Annotated in this window: 22 protein-coding genes; 12 read left to right on the forward strand and 10 right to left on the reverse strand. The window is 66.6% G+C overall.

The window, feature by feature from the left end:
- Positions 1-2 precede the first annotated feature (2 nt).
- Genes GOQ09_RS18340 through GOQ09_RS18350 form a run of 3 tightly spaced genes read left to right on the forward strand, consistent with a single transcriptional unit; the run spans position 3 to position 2378 of the window.
- Positions 3-842, forward strand: a complete 840-nt coding sequence (locus tag GOQ09_RS18340; RefSeq protein ID WP_157614818.1) for a proteasome-type protease — start codon at positions 3-5, stop codon at positions 840-842.
- A gap of 14 nt (positions 843-856) precedes the next feature.
- A complete protein-coding gene (locus tag GOQ09_RS18345; RefSeq protein WP_207309868.1) occupies positions 857-1666 on the forward strand; it encodes an alpha/beta hydrolase in 810 nt (269 codons plus the stop codon).
- A gap of 10 nt (positions 1667-1676) precedes the next feature.
- A complete protein-coding gene (locus GOQ09_RS18350) occupies positions 1677-2378 on the forward strand; it encodes a response regulator transcription factor (protein WP_157614819.1) in 702 nt (233 codons plus the stop codon).
- A gap of 31 nt (positions 2379-2409) precedes the next feature.
- Here GOQ09_RS18350 and GOQ09_RS26390 read toward each other — a convergent pair whose 3' ends face one another.
- A complete protein-coding gene (locus tag GOQ09_RS26390) occupies positions 2410-3513 on the reverse strand; it encodes a YadA family autotransporter adhesin (RefSeq protein WP_242630878.1) in 1104 nt (367 codons plus the stop codon).
- Positions 3514-3547: 34 nt separating this feature from the next.
- Here GOQ09_RS26390 and GOQ09_RS26395 point away from each other — a divergent pair, with 34 nt between their 5' ends.
- From GOQ09_RS26395 to GOQ09_RS18365, 3 genes are all read left to right on the forward strand, one after another.
- Complete coding sequence (locus GOQ09_RS26395; RefSeq protein ID WP_242630879.1) at positions 3548-3775, forward strand: hypothetical protein; 228 nt, start codon at positions 3548-3550, stop codon at positions 3773-3775.
- Positions 3776-4326: 551 nt separating this feature from the next.
- Complete coding sequence (locus tag GOQ09_RS18360; RefSeq protein ID WP_157614820.1) at positions 4327-6219, forward strand: sensor histidine kinase; 1893 nt, start codon at positions 4327-4329, stop codon at positions 6217-6219.
- 94 nt (positions 6220-6313) lie between these two features.
- Positions 6314-6997: a response regulator transcription factor gene (locus GOQ09_RS18365; RefSeq protein ID WP_157614821.1), complete on the forward strand. Its 684-nt coding sequence runs from the start codon at positions 6314-6316 to the stop codon at positions 6995-6997.
- Between the two features lie 3 nt (positions 6998-7000).
- Here the strand turns inward: GOQ09_RS18365 and GOQ09_RS18370 are convergent, their stop codons facing one another.
- From GOQ09_RS18370 to GOQ09_RS18385, 4 genes are all read right to left on the reverse strand, one after another.
- A complete protein-coding gene (locus tag GOQ09_RS18370; RefSeq protein WP_157614822.1) occupies positions 7001-7825 on the reverse strand; it encodes an undecaprenyl-diphosphate phosphatase in 825 nt (274 codons plus the stop codon).
- Positions 7826-7909: 84 nt separating this feature from the next.
- Entirely contained in the window at positions 7910-8572 is a 663-nt protein-coding gene (locus tag GOQ09_RS18375; RefSeq protein WP_157614823.1) for an aspartate/glutamate racemase family protein, read from the reverse strand.
- Positions 8573-8585: 13 nt separating this feature from the next.
- Positions 8586-9500, reverse strand: a complete 915-nt coding sequence (locus GOQ09_RS18380) for a transporter substrate-binding domain-containing protein (RefSeq protein ID WP_157614824.1) — start codon at positions 9498-9500, stop codon at positions 8586-8588.
- Positions 9501-9559: 59 nt separating this feature from the next.
- A complete protein-coding gene (locus GOQ09_RS18385) occupies positions 9560-10894 on the reverse strand; it encodes an aspartate aminotransferase family protein (protein ID WP_157614825.1) in 1335 nt (444 codons plus the stop codon).
- Positions 10895-11041: 147 nt separating this feature from the next.
- Between GOQ09_RS18385 and GOQ09_RS18390 the strand changes: the two genes are divergently transcribed.
- The gene (locus tag GOQ09_RS18390) at positions 11042-11908 is read left to right on the forward strand and encodes a MurR/RpiR family transcriptional regulator (protein WP_157614826.1); all 867 of its coding nucleotides are present in this window, start codon (positions 11042-11044) and stop codon (positions 11906-11908) included.
- Positions 11909-12022: 114 nt separating this feature from the next.
- Positions 12023-12388 carry an SPW repeat protein gene (locus tag GOQ09_RS18395; RefSeq protein WP_157614827.1) on the forward strand — a complete coding sequence of 122 codons (366 nt, stop codon included), beginning with the start codon at positions 12023-12025 and terminating at the stop codon, positions 12386-12388.
- Positions 12389-12399: 11 nt separating this feature from the next.
- Here GOQ09_RS18395 and GOQ09_RS18400 read toward each other — a convergent pair whose 3' ends face one another.
- Genes GOQ09_RS18400 through GOQ09_RS18415 form a run of 4 tightly spaced genes read right to left on the reverse strand, consistent with a single transcriptional unit; the run spans position 12400 to position 21575 of the window.
- Complete coding sequence (locus GOQ09_RS18400) at positions 12400-13842, reverse strand: efflux transporter outer membrane subunit (protein WP_157614828.1); 1443 nt, start codon at positions 13840-13842, stop codon at positions 12400-12402.
- 8 nt (positions 13843-13850) lie between these two features.
- Positions 13851-17093: an efflux RND transporter permease subunit gene (locus GOQ09_RS18405; protein WP_157614829.1), complete on the reverse strand. Its 3243-nt coding sequence runs from the start codon at positions 17091-17093 to the stop codon at positions 13851-13853.
- Positions 17090-20197: an efflux RND transporter permease subunit gene (locus tag GOQ09_RS18410; protein ID WP_157614830.1), complete on the reverse strand. Its 3108-nt coding sequence runs from the start codon at positions 20195-20197 to the stop codon at positions 17090-17092. Before GOQ09_RS18410 ends, GOQ09_RS18405 begins: the two co-directional genes overlap by 4 nt.
- Positions 20198-20240: 43 nt before the next feature.
- A complete protein-coding gene (locus tag GOQ09_RS18415; RefSeq protein WP_157614831.1) occupies positions 20241-21575 on the reverse strand; it encodes an efflux RND transporter periplasmic adaptor subunit in 1335 nt (444 codons plus the stop codon).
- Positions 21576-21802: 227 nt separating this feature from the next.
- Between GOQ09_RS18415 and GOQ09_RS18420 the strand changes: the two genes are divergently transcribed.
- The 4 genes from GOQ09_RS18420 (at position 21803) to GOQ09_RS18435 (ending at position 24596) form a co-directional block, all read left to right on the forward strand.
- Complete coding sequence (locus tag GOQ09_RS18420) at positions 21803-22324, forward strand: DUF6622 family protein (RefSeq protein WP_157614832.1); 522 nt, start codon at positions 21803-21805, stop codon at positions 22322-22324.
- A 63-nt stretch (positions 22325-22387) separates the two neighbouring features.
- A complete protein-coding gene (locus GOQ09_RS18425; RefSeq protein WP_157614833.1) occupies positions 22388-22684 on the forward strand; it encodes a 2TM domain-containing protein in 297 nt (98 codons plus the stop codon).
- Positions 22681-23754, forward strand: a complete 1074-nt coding sequence (locus GOQ09_RS18430; protein WP_157614834.1) for a sensor histidine kinase — start codon at positions 22681-22683, stop codon at positions 23752-23754. The genes GOQ09_RS18425 and GOQ09_RS18430 overlap by 4 nt, the downstream gene beginning before the upstream one ends.
- Positions 23751-24596: a LytR/AlgR family response regulator transcription factor gene (locus GOQ09_RS18435; RefSeq protein WP_157614835.1), complete on the forward strand. Its 846-nt coding sequence runs from the start codon at positions 23751-23753 to the stop codon at positions 24594-24596. The genes GOQ09_RS18430 and GOQ09_RS18435 overlap by 4 nt, the downstream gene beginning before the upstream one ends.
- An 88-nt stretch (positions 24597-24684) precedes the next feature.
- Here the strand turns inward: GOQ09_RS18435 and GOQ09_RS18440 are convergent, their stop codons facing one another.
- Entirely contained in the window at positions 24685-25029 is a 345-nt protein-coding gene (locus GOQ09_RS18440; RefSeq protein ID WP_157614836.1) for a hypothetical protein, read from the reverse strand.
- Positions 25030-25047: the final 18 nt, after the last annotated feature.

Here is a 25047-nt window from a genome sequence, read left to right on the forward strand (position 1 = left end):
AAATGACTTATTGCGTAGGCATCAAACTCAACGCCGGACTGGTGTTTCTCTCCGACTCGCGCACCAATGCGGGGGTGGACCACATCAGCACCTTCCGCAAGATGATCGTCTACGAGCAGCCGGGCGACCGCGTCATGGTGCTGCTGTCTTCGGGCAACCTGAGCATCTCGCAATCGGTGCGCGAAATTCTGCAGATCGAGGAACTGCGCGAAACCCGCGAAGACGGCTCGCAAGGCGACCCGATCACCATCTGGAACGCCAAGAGCATGTTCGACGCCGCGCGCGTGCTCGGCTCGGCCGTGCGCCACGTGTACGACCGCGACGCCGAGGCGCTCAAGCATGCGGGGCTCGACTTCAACGTGTCGTTCATCTTCGGCGGGCAGGTCAAGGGCGAAGGCATGCGCCTCTTCCTGGTGTATTCGGCGGGCAACTTCATCGAAGCCACCACCGAGACGCCCTACTTCCAGGTGGGCGAATCGAAATACGGCAAGCCGGTGCTCGACCGCGTGCTCACGCCTGAAACCCCGCTCGACGAGGCCGCCAAGTGCGCGCTGGTGTCGATGGACTCGACCATGAAGTCGAACCTCTCGGTGGGCCTGCCGCTCGACCTGGTGGTGTACGAGGCCAACAAGTTCGAGACCGACCGCGTGATCTGCATCGATGCCGACAACCCCTACTACCGCATGATGCACAACAGCTGGGGCCAGAAGCTGCGCGAGGTGTTCGACAGCATTGAAGACCCGGTGTGGGACGACTCCGCCACCCAGCACCCGCTGAAGATGCCGGCCACGCGGCACAGTCCGCTGCGCAAGATTTCCACGCCCGACGAAAAGCTCATCTGAGCCCGGCTGCAGCCATGGCGATGCCGCCCATCGTCTTCTCGCACGGCAACAGCTTTCCGGCGAGCACCTACCGCGTCGTTCTCGACAGCCTGCGCAACCGCGGCTTCGAGGTCGATGCCATCGAGAAATTCGGGCACGACCCCAAGTACCCCGTTACCGACAACTGGCCGCACCTGGTGCAGCAGCTGGCCGACTTCGCACAGCAGCACGCCGACCGTACCGGCGGCCCGGTGTTCCTGGTCGGCCATTCGCTCGGCGGATTTTTGAGCCTGATGTGCGCTGCACTGCATCCGGCGCTCGCCCGGGGCGTGGTGCTGCTCGACTCGCCGATTCTGGGCGGCTGGCGCGCAAACACGCTGAGCCTGGTCAAGCGCACCCCGCTGATGAAGACCGTCTCGCCCGGCGCCATCAGCCGCAGGCGCAGGAACAAGTGGGACCACAGGGAGGCCGTGTTCGAGCACTTCCGCAGCAAGAAGGCCTTTGCCAAGTGGGACGAGCAGGTGCTGCACGACTACATCGACCACGGCACCTTCGACAGCGAAGACACGCGCGAGCTGAGCTTCGACCGCAACGTGGAAACGGCCATCTACAACACCTTGCCCCACAACCTAGCAGCGCTGCTGCGCCGCCACCCGCTCAAATGCAAGGCGGCCTTCATCGGCGGGCGCCTGTCGGCCGAGATGAAGCAGGTCGGCATGGCCATGACCCAGAAGGTGACCAAAGGGCGCATTGCAATGCTCGATGGCACGCACCTCTTCCCCATGGAAAAGCCGCTTGCCACTGCAGCAGCGGTCGAGGCGGCGCTGCGCAATCTGCTGGACTGATTGGAGCCCCATGCCTTCCTCCCACCCGGCAGTGATTGAAGCAGTCTCCCTGAGCCCTTCGCTGGTGGTCGAAGACGACCCCGCAATGCGCGAACGACTGGGCCGCGTGTTGGCCATGCTCGGCTACGGCGGACCGCAGATCGCCTGGGCGGAGAGCATTGCCTCGGCAAAGGAACTGCTTCGCACACAGAGCTTCGGGGTCGCGCTGGTCGACATCGGCCTGCCGGACGGCAGCGGCGTCGAACTCATCGGATGGATGCAGGCGGCGCATCCCAGGGTGCCCGCCGTGGTGATTTCAGCCTGGCGCACCGAAGAAACCATTTTTGCAGCGCTGCGTGCCGGCGCCGTCGGCTACCTGCTGAAAGAGCGCGACGACCTCGAGCTCAGCATTGCGCTGCGAAGCATCGAACAAGGTGGCGCGCCGATCGACCCGGCCATTGCACGCCACATCCTCGCCTGGCTGGCAACGCAGATGGCTACGCCGGTGATGGCGGCCGACGCGCCAGCCCCGCTTGCCGTGGCGCTGACACCGCGAGAGCAAGAGATTCTGGAACTGGTGGCGCAAGGGTTCAGCAACCGGGACATGGCCGAGTCGCTGTCGATCTCCAGGCTGACGGTTGAATGCCACACCAAGAACATCTATCGCAAGCTGGCCGTCAACTCACGCACCGAGGCTGTCTACCAGGCCCGCAGGCACGGCTTGCTCCAGTGAGCGGCGCCGGCTTTTTTCTTCTCTCCGCGGCTTACCAGGCGTAGCCCGCCTGCACGCGGGCAGCAATGCGGTTGCTGCTGCCGCTGCTGGTTGCGGTGGAAACACCCAGCCCCAGGTTGAAGTTGTCGCTGACCTGATAGCCGAAAGCGAAGCCGACCGCCGCAGCACCCGCATAGTTGCCCACGGCGGCTCCCATCCATTTCTTGCCGACGGCCAAGGTCGGCATCGAAGGCATGGCCAGTGCGGCTGCAACGCCCTGTGCCGCAAAGGCGTTGGCTTGGCTGGTCGCGTTGCTCACCGCCTGCTGCAGCTGGTTGACGTTGACGGCATCGGTGCCCAGCAGGCCGGGCGCGACATTCGCAATGCCGCGCAACAGACCGGCCGCGGCGTTGCCCACCGACACGGTGTTGTCGCGGTCGGCCACGGAACCCTGGCCCAGCGCCACTGCGTTGCTGCCCGACGCCAGTGTGTTGGCACCGAGCGCCACGGCGTTGTTGCCTGTGGCCACCGCGTTGTTGCCTAAGGCGGTGGTGGGGTCTGCCAGCGCCCTGGCGCCGGCACCAATGGCAACCGAACCCGCATGGCTGGCTTGCGCGCCATTGCCGACGGCAACAGTGTCCTGGCCGTTGGCCTGTGCATTGGTGCCCATCGACGTGCTGCCGGCACCGCTCGCGCCCGCCCCTGGCCCGCAGGCCACCGCTCCGCCCGCGCCCACCGCGCAGACACCGCTGGACAATGCCTGGTTCATCAAGGCCTGCAATGCGGTGACCTGCTGGACGGTGAAGTTGTTTGCCGTGGTGATGGCGGTCTGCTGGGCCTGCTGCACTTGGCCGACATTGGCGGCATCGGTTGCCACCTGACCCGCACCGACGTTGCTGATGGTGGTGCCGGCGCCGCCGTTGGCATTGAGTTGCAGCGAAGTGCCGCCCGCGCCGTACTGGGCCGAGTTCTGCGCCAGGCCAAGCGCGGAGTCGGCCGTGCCTTGTGCGGCCGAGGCTGCGGATACCGCCGTGTTGGCTGTCTGCTGCACGGTGTACAGCTGGCTGCCGTTGACTGCATCGGTGCTTGCGGCAGTCACCGCTCCGGCGCTCACGTTGACCAGGCCGCGCGTCTGGCCTGCGGCCCCGAAAGACACCGTGTTGGCCGCCGTGGCGACAGAATTCGCGCCGATGGCCACACTGCCGTTCGCGCCGCTTGCAACCCGGCTGCCGGAACCCATCGCCACGCTGCCCGTGGCCAATGCGGCCGCGCCCGAAGCGCCGCCGTTGGCGCCGCCGATCGCAGTGCTGCCGCTGCCGGATGCCACGACGCCTTGGCTGGTGCCTGAAGCGCTCCCGATGGCGATCGCGGCAGTGCCCGAAGCCTGCGCGCCGTTGCCGCCTGCCAAGCCGGTGTAGAGGCAACAAGCCTCGGTGCCCGCGCCTCCGGCGCCAAGCGCGATCGCGCCGCCCGCCGAGGCTTGGGCCCCACGCCCCCCTGTGCCCCCGTTCCCCCCGCCTCGCCGAGTGCGCCGGTTCCTCCGCCTCCGATGGCCGTTGCCCCGTTCGCAGTTGCGCTGGCCCCCGCCCCGCCGGTGCCGCCGGTGCCACCGGCCGTTCCCATGCCGCCATCGCCGCCCGCACCGAGCGCGGTGGCCCCGTCTCCCGAGAGGCTGGCTGCAGTGCCGCCGGTTCCCGCCGTCCCGTTGATGGTTCCCGGCCCGAGATTGCCCGCGGTGCCATCGACAAATCCGGCCGCGTAGACGCTCCCGCCGACCAGCAGGGCGAACACAGGCAAATACCGGCGCGCGCGCACCAGCCGCCGTTTTACCGGCGCCTTGTGCAAGCCGCCTTTGTCGCTGTCGGCGTGGATCTGTGTGGGCATGGACATCTTTCTTGAAAGCAAATAAAACAAGTAAGACGAAGTGTGTATTTCCCATTTCGACCAAGCCATCCCCGAAAGCTGGTAAATGCCATACGAAGAATCTCCCCCGCAGGCCGCGCGCCCAGGCCTCGCGGCATGGCCTACTGCGCGGTTCGGCCCCTTCTTCCTCCTCCTTCTGTTTCTCTTCCCGGCCGGCACGGCGCTGGCGCAACAGCAGGCCCCTGAACTCCATATCGAAGCGGTGCGCGGGGCGGGCTGGGACGAAATCGCCCCGCCCGCCAGTGGCTGGACACCGGTCACCCTGCCCGACAGCTGGGCCGCGCGCTGGCCCGGCTTCGACGGCGTGGTCTGGTACCGGTTGACCTGGGACCAGCCCGCGCACGTTGCTGAAACCGGCTTGCTGCTGCACTACCTCAACATGGCCGGTGCGGTGTCGCTCAACGGCACACCCATCTGGCGCGACGAAAGCCTGATCGAACCGCTGACCCGGGCGTGGAACAGCACGCGCTACTGGCTGCTGGCGCCGCCACTGCTGCGCGAGGGCCGCAACACGCTGTTGATACGGGTTTCGGGTCTTTCGGCTTATCAGGCAGGCCTCGGTCCGGTCAGCCTCGGTCCGCCGGCGGCCATGCAGGCGTCATACGGACACGAGCGTCTCTTGCGCCGCGATCTCCAGATGCTCGGGCTGGCGGTGAGCGCGGCGGTGTCCGCCTTCTTCGCTGCGCTGTGGCTATTGCGGCGGCGCGAAACGGCCTATGGCTGGTTCGCATTGATGTCGGTGCTGTGGCTCCTGTTCGGCTACAACCAGATCGCGACCAGCCCCTGGCCGTTTGCGAGCAGCCACAGCTGGCAGGCGTCGAACACTTCGCTGCTGCTTCTGTTCAGCGTGTCATACGCCATTTTTGCGCTGCGCTTCTGCGAGCGGCGCATGCCGCGCCTGGAAGGCTTCGCGCTGCTGGTTGCGGTGGCTGGCGTGCTCGACCTGTGGCTTGCCGGTTTAGCGAACTTGGTCACTCACCGCGCCCTCTGGACGCTGGTGGGCGGCCTCACGATCATTGCCGTGAACTGCGCCTCGCTGGTTCACGCCGCCCGGCATCGCGGCAGTCCCATGCGGTCGCTTGCGCCTTTCATGGCACTGTCGGCGGTAACCGGCGCGCACGACCTGCTGGTGTTCACACAGGTGATCGACAGCAACATCTACTACACGACCATGTCCTCGTACGGCTTGCTGCTGGGCATGGCGCTGACGCAGGCCGGCCGCTTCGTGAGCAGCCTGAAGCGCATCGAGAACTTCAACACCGAGCTGATCGAGGAAGTGAGCGCCGCCAAGGCCGAACTGGCCGCCACGCTTGCGCAGCAGCACGCGCTGGAGCTCGCGCATGCGCGCATTGGCGAGCGGGTCAACCTTGCGAGCGACCTGCACGACGGCCTGGGCGGCATGCTGGTCGGCAGCATTGCAACGCTCGAGCGCAGGCCCGAGGAGCTTTCAGCATCCGCCCTGCTCGCAATGCTCAAGAGCCTGCGCGACGATTTGCGGCTCATCATCGAGGCCACGGGCCGGCACGACGGCGCCTGTGCGTTCGGCGAGCTGCTGGCGCCCTTGCGGCATCGCACCTCCCAGTTGCTCGACGCCAACGGAATCGACTGCCGGTGGCAGGTGTCAGGCGTCGAGACGCTCGAGCTGCCTCCCTCGCAAAGCCTCGACCTGCTGCGCTTTTTGCAGGAGGCCCTGACAAACACCCTCAAGCACAGCGGCGGCCGACGCGTGGACGTGGCCGTAACCTGCGCCGGCTCCGACCTGCAACTCGACGTACGCGACGACGGGCAAGGGTTTGTCGTGGCAGACGCTGCCAAGGGCGGCGGCTCGGGTCTGCGCAGCCTGCACGCGCGCGCCCGTAGGCTGGGCGCCGAGCTTCGGCTGGAGTCTCGGCCAGGTGCCACTCAGCTCGCGTTGCGCATGCCTGTCAAGACGGAATAAACCGGGCGATACAAATTGCAATCATCGGTAACAATGGACGAAAATAAGTAAAAACGTCCCAGTTCATCGGTCGCCGCTTCAAAATGTCGAGCAAATGTCAACTTCCTACCAGGAAGCCGTTGAAGCCGTTTCGCTGAGTCCGACGCTCGTTGTCGAGAACGATCCTTCGATGCAGGAACGTTTTCGCTACATCCTGTCGACGCTCGGATGCGACGAGCCCCAGATCGTCTGGACCGAGAACGGTGAGACGGCCATGCAACTTCTAGAGAGCCAGCGCTTCGGTGTGGTTCTTGTGGACATCGGCTTGCCGGACGGCAGCGGTATCGAACTCATCGAATGGCTGCAGGCCCACCAGCCGCAGGTGCCTGCTGTTGCGGTTTCCGCGACGCGCTCCGACGAAAGCATCTTTTCAGCGCTGCGCGCCGGCGCGGTCGCCTACTTGCTGAAGGAGCGCGACGATCTCGAACTCAGCATCGCGCTGCGCAGCATCGAGCAAGGCGGCGCGCCGATCGATGCGGCCATTGCGCGGCGCATCCTGGCGTGGGATTCGAATCACGCGGCTGATTCGCCGGCCGAGCCGGACACGACGCTGTCGCTGCGCGAACGCAAGATGCTCGAGCTGGTGGTGCAAGGGCGCAGCTACAGCGACATTGCCGAAACGCTTTCGGCGCCCCGGCTGGCGGTGGAGTGCCGCACCAGGGCCATCTACCGGAAACTGGCGCTCGGCTCGCGGGCCGAAACGGCGCACGCGGGCGGCGAAGATTCCTTTTCGCGCTGAGGCTTATTCCGCCCAGATCACCAAGCCCGTCCAGGCCGTGGCCAGCACCACGATGCCGAAGGCGATGCGGTACCAGGCAAAAGGAATGAAGTTGTGCGTGCTGATGTACCGCAGCAGCCAGCGCACGCAGAGCCACGCGCTCAGGAACGAGAACACCAGCCCCACCGAGAACAGCGGAATGTCGGCCACCGAGAGCAGCGCGCGCTCCTTGTAGAGGCTGTAGGCCCCGGCGCCGATGAGCGTCGGAATGGCAAGGAAGAACGAAAAATCGGTGGCGGCCTGGCGCGACAGGCCCAGCAGCATGCCGCCGATGATGGTCGAGCCGCTGCGGCTAGTGCCCGGAATCATTGCAAAGCACTGGACCAGGCCGACCTTGAGGGCGTCCCACGTCGTCATGTCGTCGACGTGCTCGATGCGCACCGAGCCTGGCGGCCGCTTCTCGGCCCAGAGAATGATGAAGCCGCCGATGATGAAGGTGCTGGCCACCACCACGGGGGTGAAAAGGTGCGCCTTGATCATCTTGCCGAAGATGAGGCCCAGCACCACCGCGGGCAGAAAACCGATCACCACGTTGATGGCCAGGCGCCTTGCCTTGGGCTGCCGCGGCAGCGCCACCACGGTGGAGTGGATCTTTTGCCAGTACACCAGGATCACCGCGAAGATCGCGCCCGTCTGGATGGCAATGTCGAACACCTTGGCCTTGGCGTCGTCGAAGCCGAGCAGCGAGCCCGCAAGAATCAGATGCCCGGTCGACGAGATCGGCAGAAACTCTGTCAGCCCTTCGACGATGCCCATGACAGCGGCCTTCACCAGCAAAACGATGTCCACGCTTACTCCTTTAAAGAGCGCCAATTATGGCGAGGCATCGAGTCAGGCCGGGTTCAGGCGGCCCCGTGCCGCTGCGGGCTTTTATCAGGAGCCGCGGCCCGAGCGCAGCCGCAGTGCCCGCACGGCGCTGTCGACCGTGGTCAATACCGGCAGGCCGCTGGCCTGCTCGCAAGCGGCACGCGCGCGCGCCATGCTGAACTGCGCCAGCGCAATGCGCGTGCACCCGCGCTCGCGCAGCGCCTCGGCCTGCGCGGCAATCAGGGCGTCGTGCCGGGCGGTATCGCCGGCATTCAACGCGTCGAGCGCGCCTTCGGCCAACGCGGGCTCCAGCTCGATGCCGGGCGGAAACTCCGGCGGCATCGACACCAGCGTGGCCGCAAAGGTTGCGATGAGGCCGAGCCGGCCCTGCCCTTCGCCTTGCGCCTGCACGGCCTCGGCCACCATCGCCTCGTTGGGCTTGAGCACCGGAATGCCCGCGTGCCGCTTTGCCACCGCCTCGATGCACGGGCCGAACGCCGAGCAGGTGAAGAGAATGCCCTGCGCGCCGGTTTCGACCGCGTACTGTGCAAGCCGCTGAAAGCGCTCGTGCATTGCGGCATTGAGCCCCTGGCCGCCGCGCGCCAGATCGGCCGAGAGGCTGTCGTCCAGCAGGTTCATGCGCACCGCCTCGGGCCAGTCGCGCTCAAAGGCGGCGTTGATGGGCGCAACCGAATGCGAAAGCGCGTGGATCAGGGCGATGCGGGTCATGCGAGAGCGGCTGTCAGATGCCCTTGGACGACGGATTGGCAAAGGCCTCCTTCGTGTCGGCGTTGAGCGGGTAGTTGATGTTGATGCCCTTGGGCGGAATGGGCGACATGAACCACTTGCTGTAGAGCTTTTCCATCTCGCCCGACTTCATCATGCCCGACACCACGCGGTCCACCAGCGCCTTGAAGGCCGGATCCTCCTTGCGGAACATGAGCGACTGGTTCTCGGTGCGCAGGCTCTCGCCGGCAATGACAAAGTCCTTCGGGTTGCGCGCGTTCGCGATCTGGCCGGCAAGCAGGATGTCGTCGAGCACAAAGGCCTGCGCCCTGCCGCTTTCCACCAGCAGGAACGAATCGCTGTGGTCCTTGCCGCCGAGGTTGTTCACTTCGAGGTTGCGGCCCTTGTCCGCCTCGCGCAGCAGGCGGAACGAGGTTGTGCCGGTGGTGGTGACCACCGTCTTGCCCTGCAGGTCGGCAATGCTCTTGATGCCTGAATCGGCCTTGACCAGCATGCGCACGTTGTAGCGGAAGATGTCCGGCGAAAACGCCACCTGCTTCTGGCGCTCGACCAGGTTGGTGGTGGAGCCGCACTCGATGTCGACCGTGCCGTTCTGTACCAGCGGAATGCGGTTGGCCGAAGTCACGGCCTGGTATTTGATTTCGATGGCGGGCAGCTTCAGCTCGCTCTTCACCGCCTCGACGATGCGGTTGCAGATCTCGATGCTGTAGCCCACCGGCTTCAGGTTGCCATCAAGGTACGAAAAGCCGAACGACGACTCACGGTAACCGAAGGTGATGGCGCCGCTCGCCTTGATCTTGGCGAGCGTGTCGTTGTTGTCCTGGGCCTGTGCGGCATGCGGCAACAGCAGGGCAAAAGCCGCCGCAAGAGCGGCAGCGCCAAAGAAAATCGGCAGACGAAGCTTGGGCATGAAAGCGCTCCTTGGAATGGGCGGATTGGAAAAACGAAGAAAGAAAGAAAGATCAGCGGTCAGCGCGTGGCGGCGCTCGTCACGGCGTCGACGGAAGCCGCAAGGCGCGTTGCGATTTCCTGCAGGTACGCACGCGTGGCAATGAAGGGCGGCGCCAGCAGCACGTGGTCGCCCTGCCGGCCATCGACGGTGCCGCCGAAGGGGTAGCACAGCAGGCCGCGCGCCATGGCGTCTTTCTTGATGGCCGCGTTGATCTTCAGCGCCGGATCGAACGGCGCCTTGCTCGCGCGATCGGCCACGAGCTCGATGCCCCAGAAGAAGCCGCGGCCGCGAACGTCGCCGACATGCGGGTGGCCGCCGAGCGCCTCGGCCAGCATTTCGCCGAAGGCCGCGCCGTCTTCGCGGACCTTGGCGACGAGGCCGTCGCGCCGGATCACCTGCTGCACCGCGAGTGCCGCCGCGCAAGCCATCGGATGCCCAAGGTAGGTGTGGCCGTGCTGGAAGAAGCCGCTGCCTTTGGACATGGCATCGACGATCTTGCGCTGCGCCAGCACTGCACCAACGGGCTGGTAACCGCCGCCCAGGCCCTTGGCAATGGTCATGAGGTCGGGCACCACGCCCTCCTGCTCGCAGGCATGCAACGTTCCGGTGCGGCCCATGCCGCACATCACCTCGTCGAGGATCAGCAGCACGCCGTATTTGTCGCACACCGCACGCACGGCCTTGAAGTAACCCGGCACGGGCGTGAGCACGCCGGCCGTGGCGCCGCCCACTGTTTCGGCCACGAAGGCGATCACGCGATCGGCACCCTGCGCGACGATGGCGGCCTCGAGTTCGGCCGCGAGGCGCAGGCCGTATTGCTCGGCGCTTTCATCGGCGCGCTGCTCGCGGTACGGATAGCACGGCGCGACGTGCGTGGCCGGCACCAGGATGGGCGCGAACGGTTCGCGCCGCCACGCATTGCCGCCCACCGCAAGCGCGCCCAGCGTGTTGCCGTGATAGCTCTGGCGGCGCGCAATGAAGTGCGTGCGCTGCGGCTGGCCGATCTCCACGAAGTACTGCCGCGCCATCTTGAGCGCCGCCTCCACTGCCTCGGAGCCGCCGCTCACCAGGTACGCATGGCTCATGCCTTCGGGCGCCGATGAAATCAGCTCGTCGGCCAACTGCTCGGCCACCTCGCTGGTGAAGAAGCTGGTGTGCGCGTAGGCCAGCTTGTCGAGTTGCGCGTGCATGGCGGCCAGCACTTCGGGGTGCGCATGGCCAAGCGACGACACGGCCGCCCCGCCCGATGCATCGAGGTATTCACGCCCTTCGGCGTCGCGGATGAACATGCCGTTGGAGCCCGCGGCAATGGGCGGGCTCTGGCGAAGGTGGCGATGAAAGACGTGCGTCATGGTGGCGGGTGGCAGCGAGATGGTGGAGTCGGTCTTGGAACCAACGTTTCCGACGGATTATTATTTGGAACATTTGTTCCGTCAACTGCTAGGTTGTTCCATGTCCGGTACATTCGTTCCAACAGCAGCTGCCAAAGAGACACCGCCATGGGCGCCAGAGACCAGATCCGCCAGCATTTCAATGAGCTGAGCCCCGCCTTGCAGCAGGTGGCGCGCTATGTGCTGGACCACCCGAACGAAGTGGTGACCACATCGATGCGCAACGTGGGCACGCGCGCGCAGAGCACGCCCGCCACGCTGGTGCGTTTTGCGCAGCACCTGGGCTATGCGGGCTGGCCGCAGCTGAAGGAAGCCTTTGCCGGCGACATGGGCCTGGGCACCGAAACCTACGGAGGGCGCGCCAAGCAGCTCATCGGCCGCGCGCAGGACCGGAGCCTCACGGGCGAGATGTTCGAAGTGCAACGCCGCAACCTGGAGGCCACGCACCAGCAGAGCGAACAGGCGCTGCAAAAGGCCTGCGTATTGATCGAGAAGGCGCCCGCGGTGCACGCGGCGGGGTTCAGGGCCTGCTTTCCGATCGCGTTCTCATTCGTCTACGTGTACCGGCTCTTTCGCGCCAGCGTGCACCTGGTCGATGGCCAGGGGGGCTCGCTCGAAATGCAGCAGCGCGCCTTTGCCAAGGGCGATGCGCTGGTGGTGGCCAGCTTCATGCCCTACTCGCGCGAGGCGCTGCAGGTGGCAGAAGCGGCCAAGGCGGCGGGCTGCCGCATCGTCGCCATTACCGACAGCGTGGCTTCGCCGCTGTCGCTGCTGGCGGACGAAACGCTGCTCTTCACGATCAACAGCCCCTCGTTTTTTCCCTCGGTGGCGGCAGGCGTGGCCGTGACCGAGGCGCTGGTCGAACTGCTTGCAAGCCGGGCGGGCAAGCCGGTGATCCGGCGCATCGATCAGGCGGAAGCGCAGCTGTTCGAGTCAGGCGCGTACCTGATGCCGCCGGTGGCGCGCGGAAACTAGAAAAATAGGTACGGCCAACCAATCGCATGCTGCGGTGCCGCATCGCGGAACCCGGCCAAGGCCGCCCGGTCAAACAGCTGTCGCGGCTTTGTGCTGCGACAGGAGGTAATGACCATGAAGCAAGTGAAACACTGGCAAGACCCGGTCAACATCATTCTGGGTGTGTGGCTGATCGTCTCGCCCTGGGTCCTGGGTTTCCAGGACGTGACCTTCGCGATGTGGAGCACGGTATTGACCGGCATCGCACTGGGCGCCGTGGCCCTGGGGGCAACCCTGGTTCCGCGTGCCTGGGAAGAGTGGACCGAAGGCGCGCTCGCGATCTGGCTGGCCGTATCCCCCTGGGTGCTCGGCTTTGCCACTGTCGAGAACGCGATGGTCAACGCAGTGCTCGTGTCCGCAGCCATCCTGGTGCTTGCGCTCTGGGTGCTTGTGACCGACAAGGATTACCTTGGCGGGTCGATGGACCGTCACGCGCACTGAAGGCACGTTGATTACGTTGCCCCAGCCTGCCAGCCGCCGCCGAGGGCTTGAATGAGCGCCACTGCGGCGGTCTGGCGATTTACAAGCAGCTGCACCAAGGTGCGGCGTGCGTTCAACGCGGCTGCCTGCGCAGTGACCACTTCGGTGTAACTGACCTGGCCTGCGCGGTATCGATTGAGCAGTTGCTGCTCGGTCTTGTCGGCCGCGGCCGAGGCTTCGCGCCGCAGGCCTTCCTGCTGCGCCAGCGCGGCACCGGCGGTGAGCTGGTCTTCCACGGCCTGGAAAGCGGTGAGCACCGTCTGCCGGTAGCGCGCCACGCTGGCTTCGTGGCCCGCCTTGGCCGAATCGACGCTCGCGCCGATGGCGCCTGCATCGAACACCACCTGCGCCACCGAAAGGCCGAGCGCCCACAGCGTGTTGGATGCGTTGAACAGGTCTTTCACGCGGCTTGCGTTGCCGCCCACCGAGGCGCTGAGCCCGAAGTTCGGAAAGTACGCCGAGCGCGCAATGCCGATCTGCGCATTGGCGGCCGCCACCGAGCGCTCGGCCGCCGCGATGTCGGGCCGGCGCTGCAGCAGCGTCGATGGCACGCCGGCCGGAATGCCCGGCACCGTGGGCATCCACTGCGCAGCGGGCAGGCTGAAGTCGGCCGGCGCCACGCCCACCAGCATGGCGATGGCGTGCTCCAGCGTGGCGCGGGTGCGCTGCAGGCCCACGCGCTCGGCCTGTGCGCTGACGAGTTGGGTCTGCGCCTGCAGCACGTCGGTCTGCGCGGCAATGCCGGCCTTGTAGCGGTTGCTCGTGATCTCGAAGGCGCGCTGGTAGCCCTCGATGGTCTGGTCGAGCAGCACGATCTCGGCATCGGTTTCGCGCAGCGAGAAGTAGTTGGTGGCCAGGTCGCCAATGGCCGAAAGGCGCGCCGAAGCCAGGTCGGCTTCGCTGGCCTCTGCATTGGCCTGCGCGCTGCTCACGGCCTGACGCAGCCGGCCCCACACATCGGGCGCCCAATCGACACCCAGCGTTACGGCAAAAGTGCTGGTTGCGTTGCTGGTGCTGCCGGCATTGCCGCTTCGCCTGCCGCTGCCGTCGAGCGACACCGTCGGGAACAGCGCGGCGCGCTCTCCGCGCACAAGTGCCTGGGCCTGCGCGTAGTTGGCCACGGCCGCGGCAATGTTCTGGTTGGACACCTGCACGCGGGCGGCCAGTTCGTCGAGCGTGGCGTCGCCGAAAAGCTTCCACCATTCGCCGCGGTCGAGTGCATCGGCCGGCGCGGCAGGCAGCCAGCCTTCGGCAGCCTTCTCCTCTTTCCATTCGGCAGGAGCGGCCGAGCTTGGCACCTGGTACGTTGGGCCTACGGCGCAGCCGGCCACCATGGCGGCCAACACGAGCGCGGACAGCCTGCCGGGCAGATGCGAGCGAATGCGTTGTCGTTGTTTCATGGCAGGTTCGTTCATTCTTCTGTTCATGTCGGCGAGCTTGCGGCACGGCTCAGGTGGCGCTCGTTGCCGGAGCGGCGGCGCAGCTTGTCGAGCAGCACGTAGACCACGGGGGTCGTCAGCAAGGTGAGCAGCTGGCTCGCCACCAGGCCGCCGATGATCGCGACGCCCAGCGGCTGGCGCAGCTCGGAACCCTGGCCGAAGCCGATGGCCAGCGGCAGTGCGCCGAGCGCGGCGGCCAGCGTGGTCATGAGAATCGGCCGGAAGCGCAGCAGGCACGCCTCGCGCACCGCTTCCACGGCCGAGATGCCGCGCGCGCGTTCGGCCTCCAGCGCAAAGTCGATGATCAAAATGGCGTTCTTCTTCACGATGCCGATCAGGAGGAAGAGCCCGATCAGCGCAATGATCGAAAACTCCATGCGGAACAGCAGCAGCGCCAGCACCGCGCCCACGCCCGCCGAAGGCAGCGTGGTGAGCACGGTAATCGGGTGGATCAGGCTTTCGTACAGCACCCCCAGCACGATGTAGATGACCACGATGGCCGCCAGAATGAGCGCCAACTGCTGCCCCTGCGATTGCTGCGCCGCCAGCGCCGTGCCCTGGAAGCTGCCGCGCACGTTCACGGGCATGGCAATGTCCGCCTCCGCCTGCGCAACGATGCGCCGAGCATCCTGCAGCGTGACGCCCTCACCCAGGTTGAACGAGACGGTGCTCGCGAGCTCGGTGTCCTGGTGGTCGATGGAGCTTGGCACCGCCCGTTCGCTCACCTTGGCTATGGCCGAGAGCGGCACCATGAGCGTGGTGTTGGCCGCGAGCGCCTGGCCCGTGGACGCGGTGCGCAGCCCCGGGTTGGCCGACGTGGTGGTCGAGGTGCCGGTGCTCGCGTCGGTGGTGTTGGCCAGTGAACTGACCGTGGTGGCGCCGCTCGCGGTGGTGCTGGTGGTGAGCGTCGAAGGCACGTACAGGTCTTTCAGCACCACGGGCGCGCGCTGGTAGCGCGGCGCCCATTCCATGATGACGGAATACTGGTTGAGCTCGTCGTAGATGGTGGCGACCGAGCGCTGGCCGTAGGCGTTATAGAGCGCGTTGTCGACCGCACTCGAGGTCACGCCAAGCCGCGCGGCGCTGTCGCGGTCGACGTCCACGAAGGTTTCCACGCCGTTGTCGGCCTGGTCGCTGTCCACGTCGGTGAGCGCGGTTTCCTGGCGCAGCCGGTCGGCCAGCTTCGCGGTCCAGGTGCGCAGGTCGGCAAGGTTGTCGCCCTTCAGCGTGTACTGGTAGGTGGAATTGCTCGAGCGCCCGCCCATGCGCAGGTCTTGCACCGGGCTCAGGAACACGCGCAGCCCGGTCAGCTGGTTGAGCTGCGGCCGCAACCGGTTGACGACCGCCGCGGTCTTCTCGGTGCGCTCCGACAGCGGCTTGAGGTTGACGAACATGAAGCCGCCGCCCGAGCGGCTGCCGCCCGCAAAGCCCACCACGGTGTCGACGGCCGGGTCCTTGTGGATGATGTCGACCGCTTGGCGCAGCTTCTCGCTCAGCGCCACCGACGAAATGCTCTGGTCCGCCCGCAGGCCCGCGTTGAGCTGGCCGTTGTCCTGCTCGGGGAAGTAGCCCTTGGGAATGGCCGAAAACAGGTACACGTTGAGGCCCACCACCGCGAGCAACACCACCATGACCACGGCCTTGCTCGCAAGCGCCCAGTCGAGGCTGTGGGCGTAGGTGCGCAGGCTCCACTGGTACACGCCCTCCGACATGCGCGCGAGGCGTCCCGGCGGCTTGGCGTCGGGCTGCTCGGGCTTGAGCAGCATGGCGCAGAGCATGGGCGTGGTAGTGAGCGATATGACCAGCGAGATCAGCACCGACACCGACAGCGTGACTGCGAATTCGCGAAACAGCCGGCCGATCTGCCCGTCCATGAACAGCAGCGGAATGAACACCGCCACCAGCGAGAGGCTGATCGACAGCACGGTAAAGCCCACCTCGCGCGCACCGCGCAGCGCGGCCTCCACGCGGCCCATGCCGGCCTCGATGTGGCGGCTCGTGTTTTCGAGCACCACGATGGCGTCGTCCACCACAAAGCCGGTGGCCACCGTGAGCGCCATCAGGCTCAGGTTGTTGAGGCTGTAGCCCAGCAAGTGCATCACGCCGAAGGTGCCGAGCAGCGACACCACCGTGGCCACCGCCGGAATGATGGTGGCGCGCGCCTTGCGCAGGAACAGGCCGACCACCAGCACCACCAGCGCAATCGAGATCATCAGCGTGGCCTCGATCTCGCGCAGCGAGGCGCGGATGGAGTTGGTGCGGTCGGACGCCACCTGCACCTCGATGTCCTGCGGCAGCTGCGCACGCAGCTCGGGCAGCAGCTCGCGCACGCCGTCCACGGTTTCGATGATGTTGGCGCCGGGCTCCTGCGTGACCAGCACGATCACCGCGGGCTGGCCGTTGAAGAGACCCAGCGTGCGCGTGTTCTCCACGCTGTCGATCACCCGCGCCACATCGCCCAGCCGCACGGCCGCGCCGTTGCGCCAGGCAATGACCATGTCGCGGTATTCCACCGCATGACGGCCCGGCGACGGCGTGTAGATCTGCAGCCGGCGGTCGTCGTTCTCGATGGCGCCCTTGGGCCGGTTGGCGTTATTGGCCTGGATGGCGGCGCGCACGTCTTCGCTGCTGATGCCGAAGCGGTTGAGCGAGAAGGGTTCGAGCTCCACCCGCACGGCCGGCAGCGAACCGCCGCCGATCTCGACCTCGCCCACGCCTTCGACCTGCGAGAGCTTCTGGCTCACGATGTTGGACACGGCCTCGTAGATCTGCCCCGGCGTGCGCGTCTTGGAGGTGAGCGCCAGAATCGCAATGGGTGCGGCCGTCGGGTTGCGCTTGCGGTAGGTCGGGTTGCTGCGCAAGGTGGCCGGCAGGTCGGCCCGCGCCGCGTTGATGGCCGCCTGCACCTCGCGCGCGGCGCTGTCGATGTTGCGCTTGAGGTCGAACTGCAGGCTGATGCGGGTCGAGCCGTTCGAGCTGGTCGAGGTGAGCTCGTTCACGCCCGCAATCACGCCCAGCCGCCGCTCGAGCGGCGTGGCAACGCTCGAAGCCATGGTGCTCGGGCTCGCCCCCGCGAGGCTGGCGGTCACCGAGATGGTCGGAAAGTCGACCTGCGGCAGCGGCGACACAGGCAGCACGAAGAACGCCGCAATCCCGGCCAGCGCGATGCCGACGGTCAACAAGACCGTGGCGATCGGACGTTCGACGAAAGGCCTGGAGAGGTTCATTCGGCCACAGCCTCCCGCTTGCGCCCGAACCGGCGGCCCATGCGGTCGAAGGCCAGATACACCACCGGCGTGGTGAAGAGCGTGAGCACCTGGCTCACCACCAGCCCGCCGAAGATGGCCAGACCCAGCGGCCGGCGCAGCTCTGCGCCCTCGCCCCAGCCGAACATCAGCGGCAGCGCCGCGAAAAGCGCCGCCAGCGTGGTCATCAGAATGGGACGGAAGCGCAGCAGCGCCGCCTGGTGAATGGCCTCGCGCGGCGACTTGCCCTCGCGCCGCTCGGCGTCGATGGCAAAGTCGATCATCATGATCGCGTTCTTCTTCACGATGCCGATCAGGAGAATGATGCCGATGATGCCGATCACGCCCAGGTCGTTGCCCGTGACCATGAGCGCGAGCAACGCGCCCACGCCGGCCGAAGGCAGCGTCGAGAGAATCGTCAGCGGATGGATGTAGCTCTCATACAGCACGCCCAGCACGATGTACACGCACACCACCGCCGCCAGAATGAGCCACAGCTGGTTGGAGAGCGACTTTTCGTAGGCCCCCGCAGCTCCCAGAAAGCTCATGGTCATGCTCGCCGGCATGCCGATTTCCTTTGCCGCCGCGCGAATGGCCGCCACCGATTTGCCCAGCGCCACGTTCTCGGCCGTGTCGAAGCCCACAGTGGCGGCAGGGTACTGCGCCACATGCGTGACCTGCAGAGGCGCGGACTGCTCGCGCACCGTGGCAATGGACGACAGCGTGGTCGGCGCGCCGCTGCCGGTGCGCAACTGCAGGTTGCCTAAGAGCTGCGGCGAGGCCAGGGCTTCACGCTGCGCTTCCAGGATCACGCGGTACTGGTTGGTCTCGGTGAAGATGGTCGAGACGATGCGCTGGCCGAATGCACTGTAGAGCGTGTCGTCGACCGAACTGGCCGTGACCGAGAGGCGCGAGGCCGTGTTGCGGTCGATGTCGACATAGGCGGCCAAGCCCTTGGCACCCGCGTTGGTGGTGGCATTGCGCACCAGCGGCTCGGAGCGCAGGCGCTCCACCAGCTTTTGCGCCCAGGTGTCGACGGTGGTGGTGTCCACCCCTTCGAGCGACACGCGGAATTCGGTCGGGCCGGTTTCAGCATCGATGGTCAGGTCTTGCGTGGGCTGCAGGTACAGCGTGACGCCTGCCACCGAGCGCACCCGCTCGCGCAAGCGCTGCATGGTGTCTTCCTGGTTGCCCCGGTCAGCCTTCATGTTGATGAGCATGCTGCCGGTGTTCAGCGCCGTGTTGTTGGCGGCGTCCACACCCACCACCGAACTCACGCTGGCCACCTCGGGGTCGGCCAGGATGGCGGTGGCGGCCTGCTGCTGCAGCTCGGACATGCGCGTGTACGACACGTCTTGCGCGGCTTCGATGCGTGCCTGCAGCTGCCCGGTGTCCTGCGTGGGAAAGAGCCCCTTCGGAATCACCATGTAGAGCAGCACCGTGAGCGCCAGCGTGGCCACCGCCACCACGAGCGTCAGCGGCTGGTGGCGCAGCACCCATTGCAGCCACACGTCGTAGCGGGCAATCACGCGGTCGAAAAAGCGTTGCACGCTGGCACCGAAGCGCCCGCCCTCTTCGGCCTGCGGCTTGAGCCAGCGCGCCGACATCATCGGCACCAGCGTGAGCGACACCACGGCAGAAATCAGGATGGTGATGGCCAGCGTGACGGCGAACTCGCGGAACAGCCGGCCCACCACGTCGCCCATGAACAAGAGCGGAATCAGCACCGCGATGAGCGACACCGTAAGCGAGATGATGGTGAAGCCAATTTGCGTGGCACCCTTGAGCGCGGCCTTGAACGGCGGATCGCCCTCTTCGAGGTAGCGCGCGATGTTTTCGATCATCACGATCGCATCGTCGACCACGAAGCCGGTGGCGATGGTCAGCGCCATCAGGCTCAGGTTGTTGAGGCTGTAGCCCAGCAGGTACATCAACCCGCAGGTGCCGATGAGCGAGATCGGCACCGCAAGGCTGGCAATGACCGTGGCGCGCACGCTGTGCAAGAAGAAGAAGATCACCAGCACCACCATCACCACGGCCAGCCCGAGTTCGAGCTGCACGTGCGAGACCGAGGCGCGGATGCCGGTGGTGCGGTCGCTCAGCACCTCCACCTTGAGCGAGCCCGGCAGCGAGGCTTCGAGCTCGGGCAGCTGCTTCTTGATGGCATCGACCGTACCGATCACGTTGGCGCCGGGCTGGCGCTGCACGTTCAGGATGATGGCCGGGTACAGCACGGGTTGCCGCTCTCCCACGCGCAGCGCGGCCCAGGCGCCCAGCTGCGTGTTCTCGGCGCCGTCGACTACGCGCGCCACGTCGGTCATGCGCACCGGTGCGCCGTTCTTCCACGCGACGATCAGGTTCTTGTAGTCGTCCGCCGTCACGAGCTGGTCGTTGGCGTTGATGGTGTAGGCGCGCCGCGGTCCGTCGAAGCTGCCCTTGGCGCTGTTCGCGTTGGCCGCGGTGATGGCGCTGCGCAGCGTGTCCAGGCCAATGCCCACCGACGCCAGCGCGTTGGTGTCTGCCTGAATACGCACGGCCGGGCGCTGCCCGCCCGAAAGCGACACCAGCCCCACGCCGCTGACCTGGCTGATCTTCTGCGCGAGCCGCGTGTTCACGAGGTTCTGCACCTCGGTGAGCGGCATGGTTTCGGAGCTCACGGCCAGCGTGAGGATGGGCGCGTCGGCCGGGTTCACCTTGGCGTACACGGGCGGCGCCGGCAGGTCGGCTGGCAGCAGCGAGCCGCCGGCGTTGATGGCGGCCTGCACCTGCTGCTCGGCCACGTCCAGGGTCTGGTCGAGCGCGAACTGCAAGGTGACGATCGACACGCCCGCCGAGCTCACCGAGCTCATGCGGTTGAGCCCGGCCATCTGGCCGAACTGCCGCTCCAGCGGTGCGGTAACGGTGCGGCTCATGACCTCGGGGCTGGCACCGGGGTAGAGGGTCTGCACCTGGATGGTGGGGTAGTCGACCTGCGGCAGTGCGGCCAGCGGCAGCAGGCGCAGGCCCACGAAGCCGGCCAGCACAATGGCCACCATCAGCAGCGCCGTGGCCACCGGCCGATCGATAAAAGGGCGTGAGGGGCTCATCGCGAACGCGCTCGCTTGTTCCGTGGGTTGTTGCTGATGCTCGTCATTGCGGCGGGCGCTGGCGCCGCCGCTCTCCACCGCCTTCGCCGCGCTCGCCACGCGGGCCCGATGCCGCACCGCGGGGCCCCGACGCGCCGCCACGCGGACCCATGGCCGGCCTTTCGCCCTGCAGCTGAACAACGGCGCCGTCCTTGATGCGGTCGCCGCCTTCGGTCACCACGTTCTCGCCGGCCTTCAGGCCTGAAGTGATGGCCACCACATCGACATTCGCCTCGCCGCGCTTCACCTGGCGCATCGAGACGGTGCGGTCCTGGTTGATGACATACACATAGTCGCCACTGGGACCGGTGCGCACCGCGGTAACCGGCACCACCACCGCGCGCACCTTGCGCAGCAGCATCTGCACGTTGACGAACTGGCTCGGGAACAGCGTGGTCTGCGCATTGCCGAAGCGGGCCTTGGCCTTTACCGTACCGGTGGTGGTGTCGACCACGTTGTCGAGCGTGGAGAAGGAGCCCGTGTCGAGCGTTGCCGCGCGGGTGCGGTCGAACGCGGTGACTGGCAGCGGCTCGCCCTTGGCAAGCTGGGCCTGGATGTCGGGCACGCGGTCTTGCGGCACCGAGAACTGCACGTCGATGGGGTTCATCTGCGTGATGACCGCAATGCCGGTGGTTGCGTTGGCTGTGACGGTATTGCCCGCGTCCACCGCACGCAGGCCGATGCGGCCGGCCACCGGCGCGGTGATGCGGGTGTAGTCGAGGTTCAGCTTGGCGGCGGCCTCGGCGGCCAGGTCGGTGGTGACCGTGCCTTCGAGCTGCCGGACCAGCGCGGCCTGGGTGTCCACGTCTTGCCGGGCGATGGAATCCTGCGTCAGCAGCGTGCGGTAGCGCGCCAGCGTGACGCGCGCGGCCTCGAGCTGCGCCTCGTCGCGCTGGCGCGTGCCGCGCGCCTGCATCAGCGCCTGCTCGTAGGGCCTTGGGTCGATGCGCGCGAGCAGCTGGTTCTTGGCAACGGTTTGCCCTTCGGTGAACAGCACCTCGGTGAGCACCCCGCCCACCTGCGCCCTGAGCGTGATGGTTGCGAGCGGCGTGACGGTGCCGAGCGCGTCGATGGTCACCGGCAGCTCGATCTCGCGCGCCAGCGCATTGCCGACCGTGACGGTGGCGCCGCCGAAGCCCGGCCCGCCGGCGGTGCTGGCCTTGCGGTTGATGAGGTACCAGGCGCCGCCTCCGAGCAGCAGCAACAGGAGCAGCGCAATCAGGCTGCCAAGCCAGAGCCGGCGGCGCGAAGGCGGCCGGGGCGGCGGGGACGAGGCGGGGTGTACCGGTTGAACAGCAGGCGAATCGCCGGAAGAAGGCTCGGAGGTCGGTGATTCCATGTGTGGTGTGGCAATGCGCAAGTACGGCCGCTAGTGGAGCGCTGGATCGTAGCGCTCCTGTCTTATGAACCGTAAAGCATCGGTAAAGCTTCGGAAAACCGCGCGTTTCGCGCCCGTTGGCTGCATTCCGCGCGCCCTGCCCGCATTTCGTCGCAGACCCGTGGCCCGGCCTCGGGTGCGCCGGCACAGTCCGGCCCATCGAATCATCTTTTCACCGGAGAAACGCCATGCTGCTGCAGATCATTCTTCATACCCCGAAGTGGGTCTTCGCCGTTTTTGCGCTACTCCTGTGGCTTGGCTGCAGGCAGTTGCTGACCGGCCGGGTCAGCCTGGCCAAGGTGACCGTGATGCCCATTGCCATGACCGGCCTTTCGCTGGCGGGCGTGATCTCGGCCTTCGGCGATTCACCGGGCGCCCTGCTTGGGTGGGCCGTGGCCGCCGCCGCGCTGGTGCTGCTGGTGCTTCAGCAGCCCCTGCCCGTCACCACGCGTTACGACCGGGCCGCACGCGAGTTCCACGTGGCCGGCAGCGCCGTACCGCTGGTGCTGATGATGGGCATTTTCTTCACCAAGTACGCAGTGGGCGTGTCCCTCGCCATGCACCCCGAACTGCGCCAGCAGGCCAGCTTTGCTGTCGCAATTCCGATGCTGTACGGCGCCTTCAGCGGCATTTTCGCGGGGCGCGCCGTGCGGCTCTGGAAGCTGGCCATCCGCACCGACGCCATGGCCGTGCAGGCCCGTGCGGCCTAAGATCGCCAGCCGATTCATCGACCGCCCCAGACCATCGACCCATTCGTTTATTGGAGAACCGTCATGAACACCACACAAGCCAACCCTTCCACCCGCGATGTCGAAAAACTCGCCCGCCGCCGTGCTGGCGCCAAGATGGGCTGGTACATCCATGCCTTCGTCTACGTACTGGTCAACCTCGGGCTGGTGGCCGTCTCCGCATCGCGCGGCCACACATGGGCGGTGTATCCGCTCATGGGATGGGGCCTGGGCCTGCTGATTCACGGCGCCGTCATCTGGTTCATTGCGCCCGGCGGCAGTTTTTATGACCGGCTGGTAGAGCGCGAACGGCAGGCCCTGCGCGCCGGAGAGCGCGGATGAGTGTCGGCGCGCTCCCCCGTTTTCGCGCGGAGAACATCCGCAGCATGCTCAGGCATGGGCTGATCACGGTGGCCTTCTGCTGCTTCATAGCGGCGGCGCTGGCCATCACCCAGCACGGGGACTGGGGCGCGCAGATGGTTTATTCGCTGTCGATCGGGCTGATCAGTTGGCTCTTCATCGACGTGGGCCGGCTGCTGATCAGCGGACACCGCGAGATTCTCTGGCCGACCGGGCCCTGGGGCTATCTGCTGGTCGCGGGCGGTGTGCTGGTCGGTTTTCTGGGGGGCAATGCGATTGGCGATGCGTGGACCCACCAGCCCCTGCTCAATTTCAGCAGCTTCGAGGAGCGCCGGCTCGCCACCACCATCATCATCACGCTGACGGCCACCATCTGCATGTGCTTCTTTTTCTACAGCCTGGGCCGTAGCAAGCACATGCGCAGCCAGATCGAGCTGGCGCAGCGCAACGCCACCGAGGCACGGCTCAAGCTGCTTGAAGCGCAGCTCGAACCCCACATGCTGTTCAACACGCTGGCCAACCTGCGCGTGCTGATCACGGCCGACCCACCGCGCGCCGTGGCCATGCTCGACCGCCTTAACAACTACCTGCGCATGACGCTCAGCGGCTCGCGCGCGCTCGCGCATCCGCTGTCGGCGGAGTTCGAGCGGCTGGCCGACTACCTCGAACTGATGTCGGTTCGGATGGGCGCCCGGCTGCGCTACACGCTCGATCTGCCGGAAGACTTGCGCGACACGCCGGTGCCGCCGCTGCTCTTGCAGCCGCTGGTTGAAAACAGCATTCGCCATGGGCTCGAGCCCAAGGTCGAAGGTGGCAGGATTGCCGTGACCGCACGGCAGGATGCCGGCCGGCTGGTCATCGAAGTGAGCGACACCGGCGTTGGGCTCGATGCCAACCAGCCCGCGCCATCCGGAGGCAGCGGCTTCGGGCTCGAGCAGGTTCGCGAACGGCTTGCCACCGTGTACGGCGACCAGGGCCGCATGAGCCTGGCCACCGCCCCCGCGGGTGGAACCTGCACCACGCTCAGCTTTCCGTTGCCACCACTCGCATGAACCCCACCGCACTCATTGCCGAAGACGAACCCCTGCTCGCCCACGCCCTCAAGGCCGAACTGGGCGCGGCATGGCCCGAACTGCAAGTGCTTGCCACTGCGGGCGATGGCCGAAGCGCCGTGCGCGAGGCGCTGCGGCTTCTGCCGCAGGTGCTGTTCTTCGACATTCGCATGCCCGGCCTGGACGGCCTGGGTGCCGCGGCCGAACTGGCCGACCGCTGGCCGACCGATGAAGCGCCCATGCCGCAGCTCGTCTTTGTGACCGCCTACGACGAATACGCCGCCCGCGCCTTCGAGACCCAGGCCATCGACTACGTGCTCAAGCCCGTGCAGCCCGAGCGCCTGCGCAAGACCGTGCTGCGCCTGCAGCAGGCGCTGGCCTCACAGCACCCGCATGCAAAACCGGCTGCGGCCGACGAGGCACTGGAGAGAACCCTTGCGCAGTGGCGCCAGCTGCTGGCCGCCGCCGGTGCGGGTGCCGCAAGCGGCTTGCCCTCGCAGGCCGCCAGGGCTCCGCTGAAGATGATTGCCGCCAGCGAAGCCGGTGGAAACACCGTGCGCATGGTTCCCATCGACGAGGTGCTGTACTTCGAGGCGGCCGACAAGTACATCCGCGTGCTGACTGCCACGCGCGAATATCTGATCCGCACGCCGCTCAAGCAACTGCTGGCGCAGCTCGACCCCGAAGTCTTCTGGCAGGTGCACCGCGCAGTGGTGGTGCGCAGCGCGGCAATAGGGGCGGTGCACCGCGACGAGGCCGGCAAGCTGCACCTCGACCTAAAAGGCCGGCCCGAAAAAATTCCCGTGAGCCGCCTTTACGCCCACCTCTTCCGCGCCATGTGAAATCGACAGTCAAGCGAGCATAAAAAAGCCGGCCCTTTGAGAGGAGCCGGCTTTTGACTTGCGAATCGCGCCTTGGAGGCGCTACGGCTTAACGCCAGTGGCGATGGCCGTGGCCATAGCCGCGGTAGTAGCCGCGCGGTGCGTAATACGCCGGGGGTGCGTAGTACACCGGAGCCGGTCGGTAATACACAGGCGGCGGCGGACGGTAGTACACCGGGGGCGGCGGTGCGTAATACACCGGCGCCGGAGCGGCGTAGACCGGAGCCGGGTAGTAGGCCGGAGCGCCAACGCCCACGGACACGCCTGGCAGACCCACGCCCACCGACCAGCTCACGTCGCCGCGGGCACTGGCCGAAGTGGCCGCAAACAAAGCGCCGGCTGCCACGACACCCGCGGCGGCCCATTTGAAGAAGGTTGAACGTGTGAGGCTCATGATCTTTGAACTCCTGGT

This window comes from Variovorax paradoxus (assembly GCF_009755665.1).
Lineage (GTDB): Bacteria > Pseudomonadota > Gammaproteobacteria > Burkholderiales > Burkholderiaceae_C > Variovorax > Variovorax paradoxus_G.

Bases quoted from the DNA above. Each gene is read 5' to 3' on its own strand.
- GOQ09_RS18440 (WP_157614836.1), bottom strand. From the start codon at position 25,029: ATGAGCCTCACACGTTCAACCTTCTTCAAATGGGCCGCCGCGGGTGTC.
- GOQ09_RS18400 (WP_157614828.1), bottom strand. From the start codon at position 13,842: ATGAACGAACCTGCCATGAAACAACGACAACGCATTCGCTCGCATCTG.
- GOQ09_RS18365 (WP_157614821.1), top strand. From the start codon at position 6,314: ATGTCAACTTCCTACCAGGAAGCCGTTGAAGCCGTTTCGCTGAGTCCG.
- GOQ09_RS18425 (WP_157614833.1), top strand. From the start codon at position 22,388: ATGAACACCACACAAGCCAACCCTTCCACCCGCGATGTCGAAAAACTC.
- GOQ09_RS18390 (WP_157614826.1), top strand. From the start codon at position 11,042: ATGGGCGCCAGAGACCAGATCCGCCAGCATTTCAATGAGCTGAGCCCC.
- GOQ09_RS18435 (WP_157614835.1), top strand. From the start codon at position 23,751: ATGAACCCCACCGCACTCATTGCCGAAGACGAACCCCTGCTCGCCCAC.
- GOQ09_RS18350 (WP_157614819.1), top strand. From the start codon at position 1,677: ATGCCTTCCTCCCACCCGGCAGTGATTGAAGCAGTCTCCCTGAGCCCT.
- GOQ09_RS18340 (WP_157614818.1), top strand. From the start codon at position 3: ATGACTTATTGCGTAGGCATCAAACTCAACGCCGGACTGGTGTTTCTC.
- GOQ09_RS18380 (WP_157614824.1), bottom strand. From the start codon at position 9,500: ATGCCCAAGCTTCGTCTGCCGATTTTCTTTGGCGCTGCCGCTCTTGCG.
- GOQ09_RS18415 (WP_157614831.1), bottom strand. From the start codon at position 21,575: ATGGAATCACCGACCTCCGAGCCTTCTTCCGGCGATTCGCCTGCTGTT.
- GOQ09_RS18420 (WP_157614832.1), top strand. From the start codon at position 21,803: ATGCTGCTGCAGATCATTCTTCATACCCCGAAGTGGGTCTTCGCCGTT.
- GOQ09_RS18360 (WP_157614820.1), top strand. From the start codon at position 4,327: ATGCCATACGAAGAATCTCCCCCGCAGGCCGCGCGCCCAGGCCTCGCG.
- GOQ09_RS18430 (WP_157614834.1), top strand. From the start codon at position 22,681: ATGAGTGTCGGCGCGCTCCCCCGTTTTCGCGCGGAGAACATCCGCAGC.
- GOQ09_RS18385 (WP_157614825.1), bottom strand. From the start codon at position 10,894: ATGACGCACGTCTTTCATCGCCACCTTCGCCAGAGCCCGCCCATTGCC.
- GOQ09_RS26395 (WP_242630879.1), top strand. From the start codon at position 3,548: ATGGCCACACTGCCGTTCGCGCCGCTTGCAACCCGGCTGCCGGAACCC.
- GOQ09_RS18405 (WP_157614829.1), bottom strand. From the start codon at position 17,093: ATGAACCTCTCCAGGCCTTTCGTCGAACGTCCGATCGCCACGGTCTTG.
- GOQ09_RS18345 (WP_207309868.1), top strand. From the start codon at position 857: ATGGCGATGCCGCCCATCGTCTTCTCGCACGGCAACAGCTTTCCGGCG.
- GOQ09_RS18395 (WP_157614827.1), top strand. From the start codon at position 12,023: ATGAAGCAAGTGAAACACTGGCAAGACCCGGTCAACATCATTCTGGGT.
- GOQ09_RS18410 (WP_157614830.1), bottom strand. From the start codon at position 20,197: ATGAGCCCCTCACGCCCTTTTATCGATCGGCCGGTGGCCACGGCGCTG.
- GOQ09_RS18375 (WP_157614823.1), bottom strand. From the start codon at position 8,572: ATGACCCGCATCGCCCTGATCCACGCGCTTTCGCATTCGGTTGCGCCC.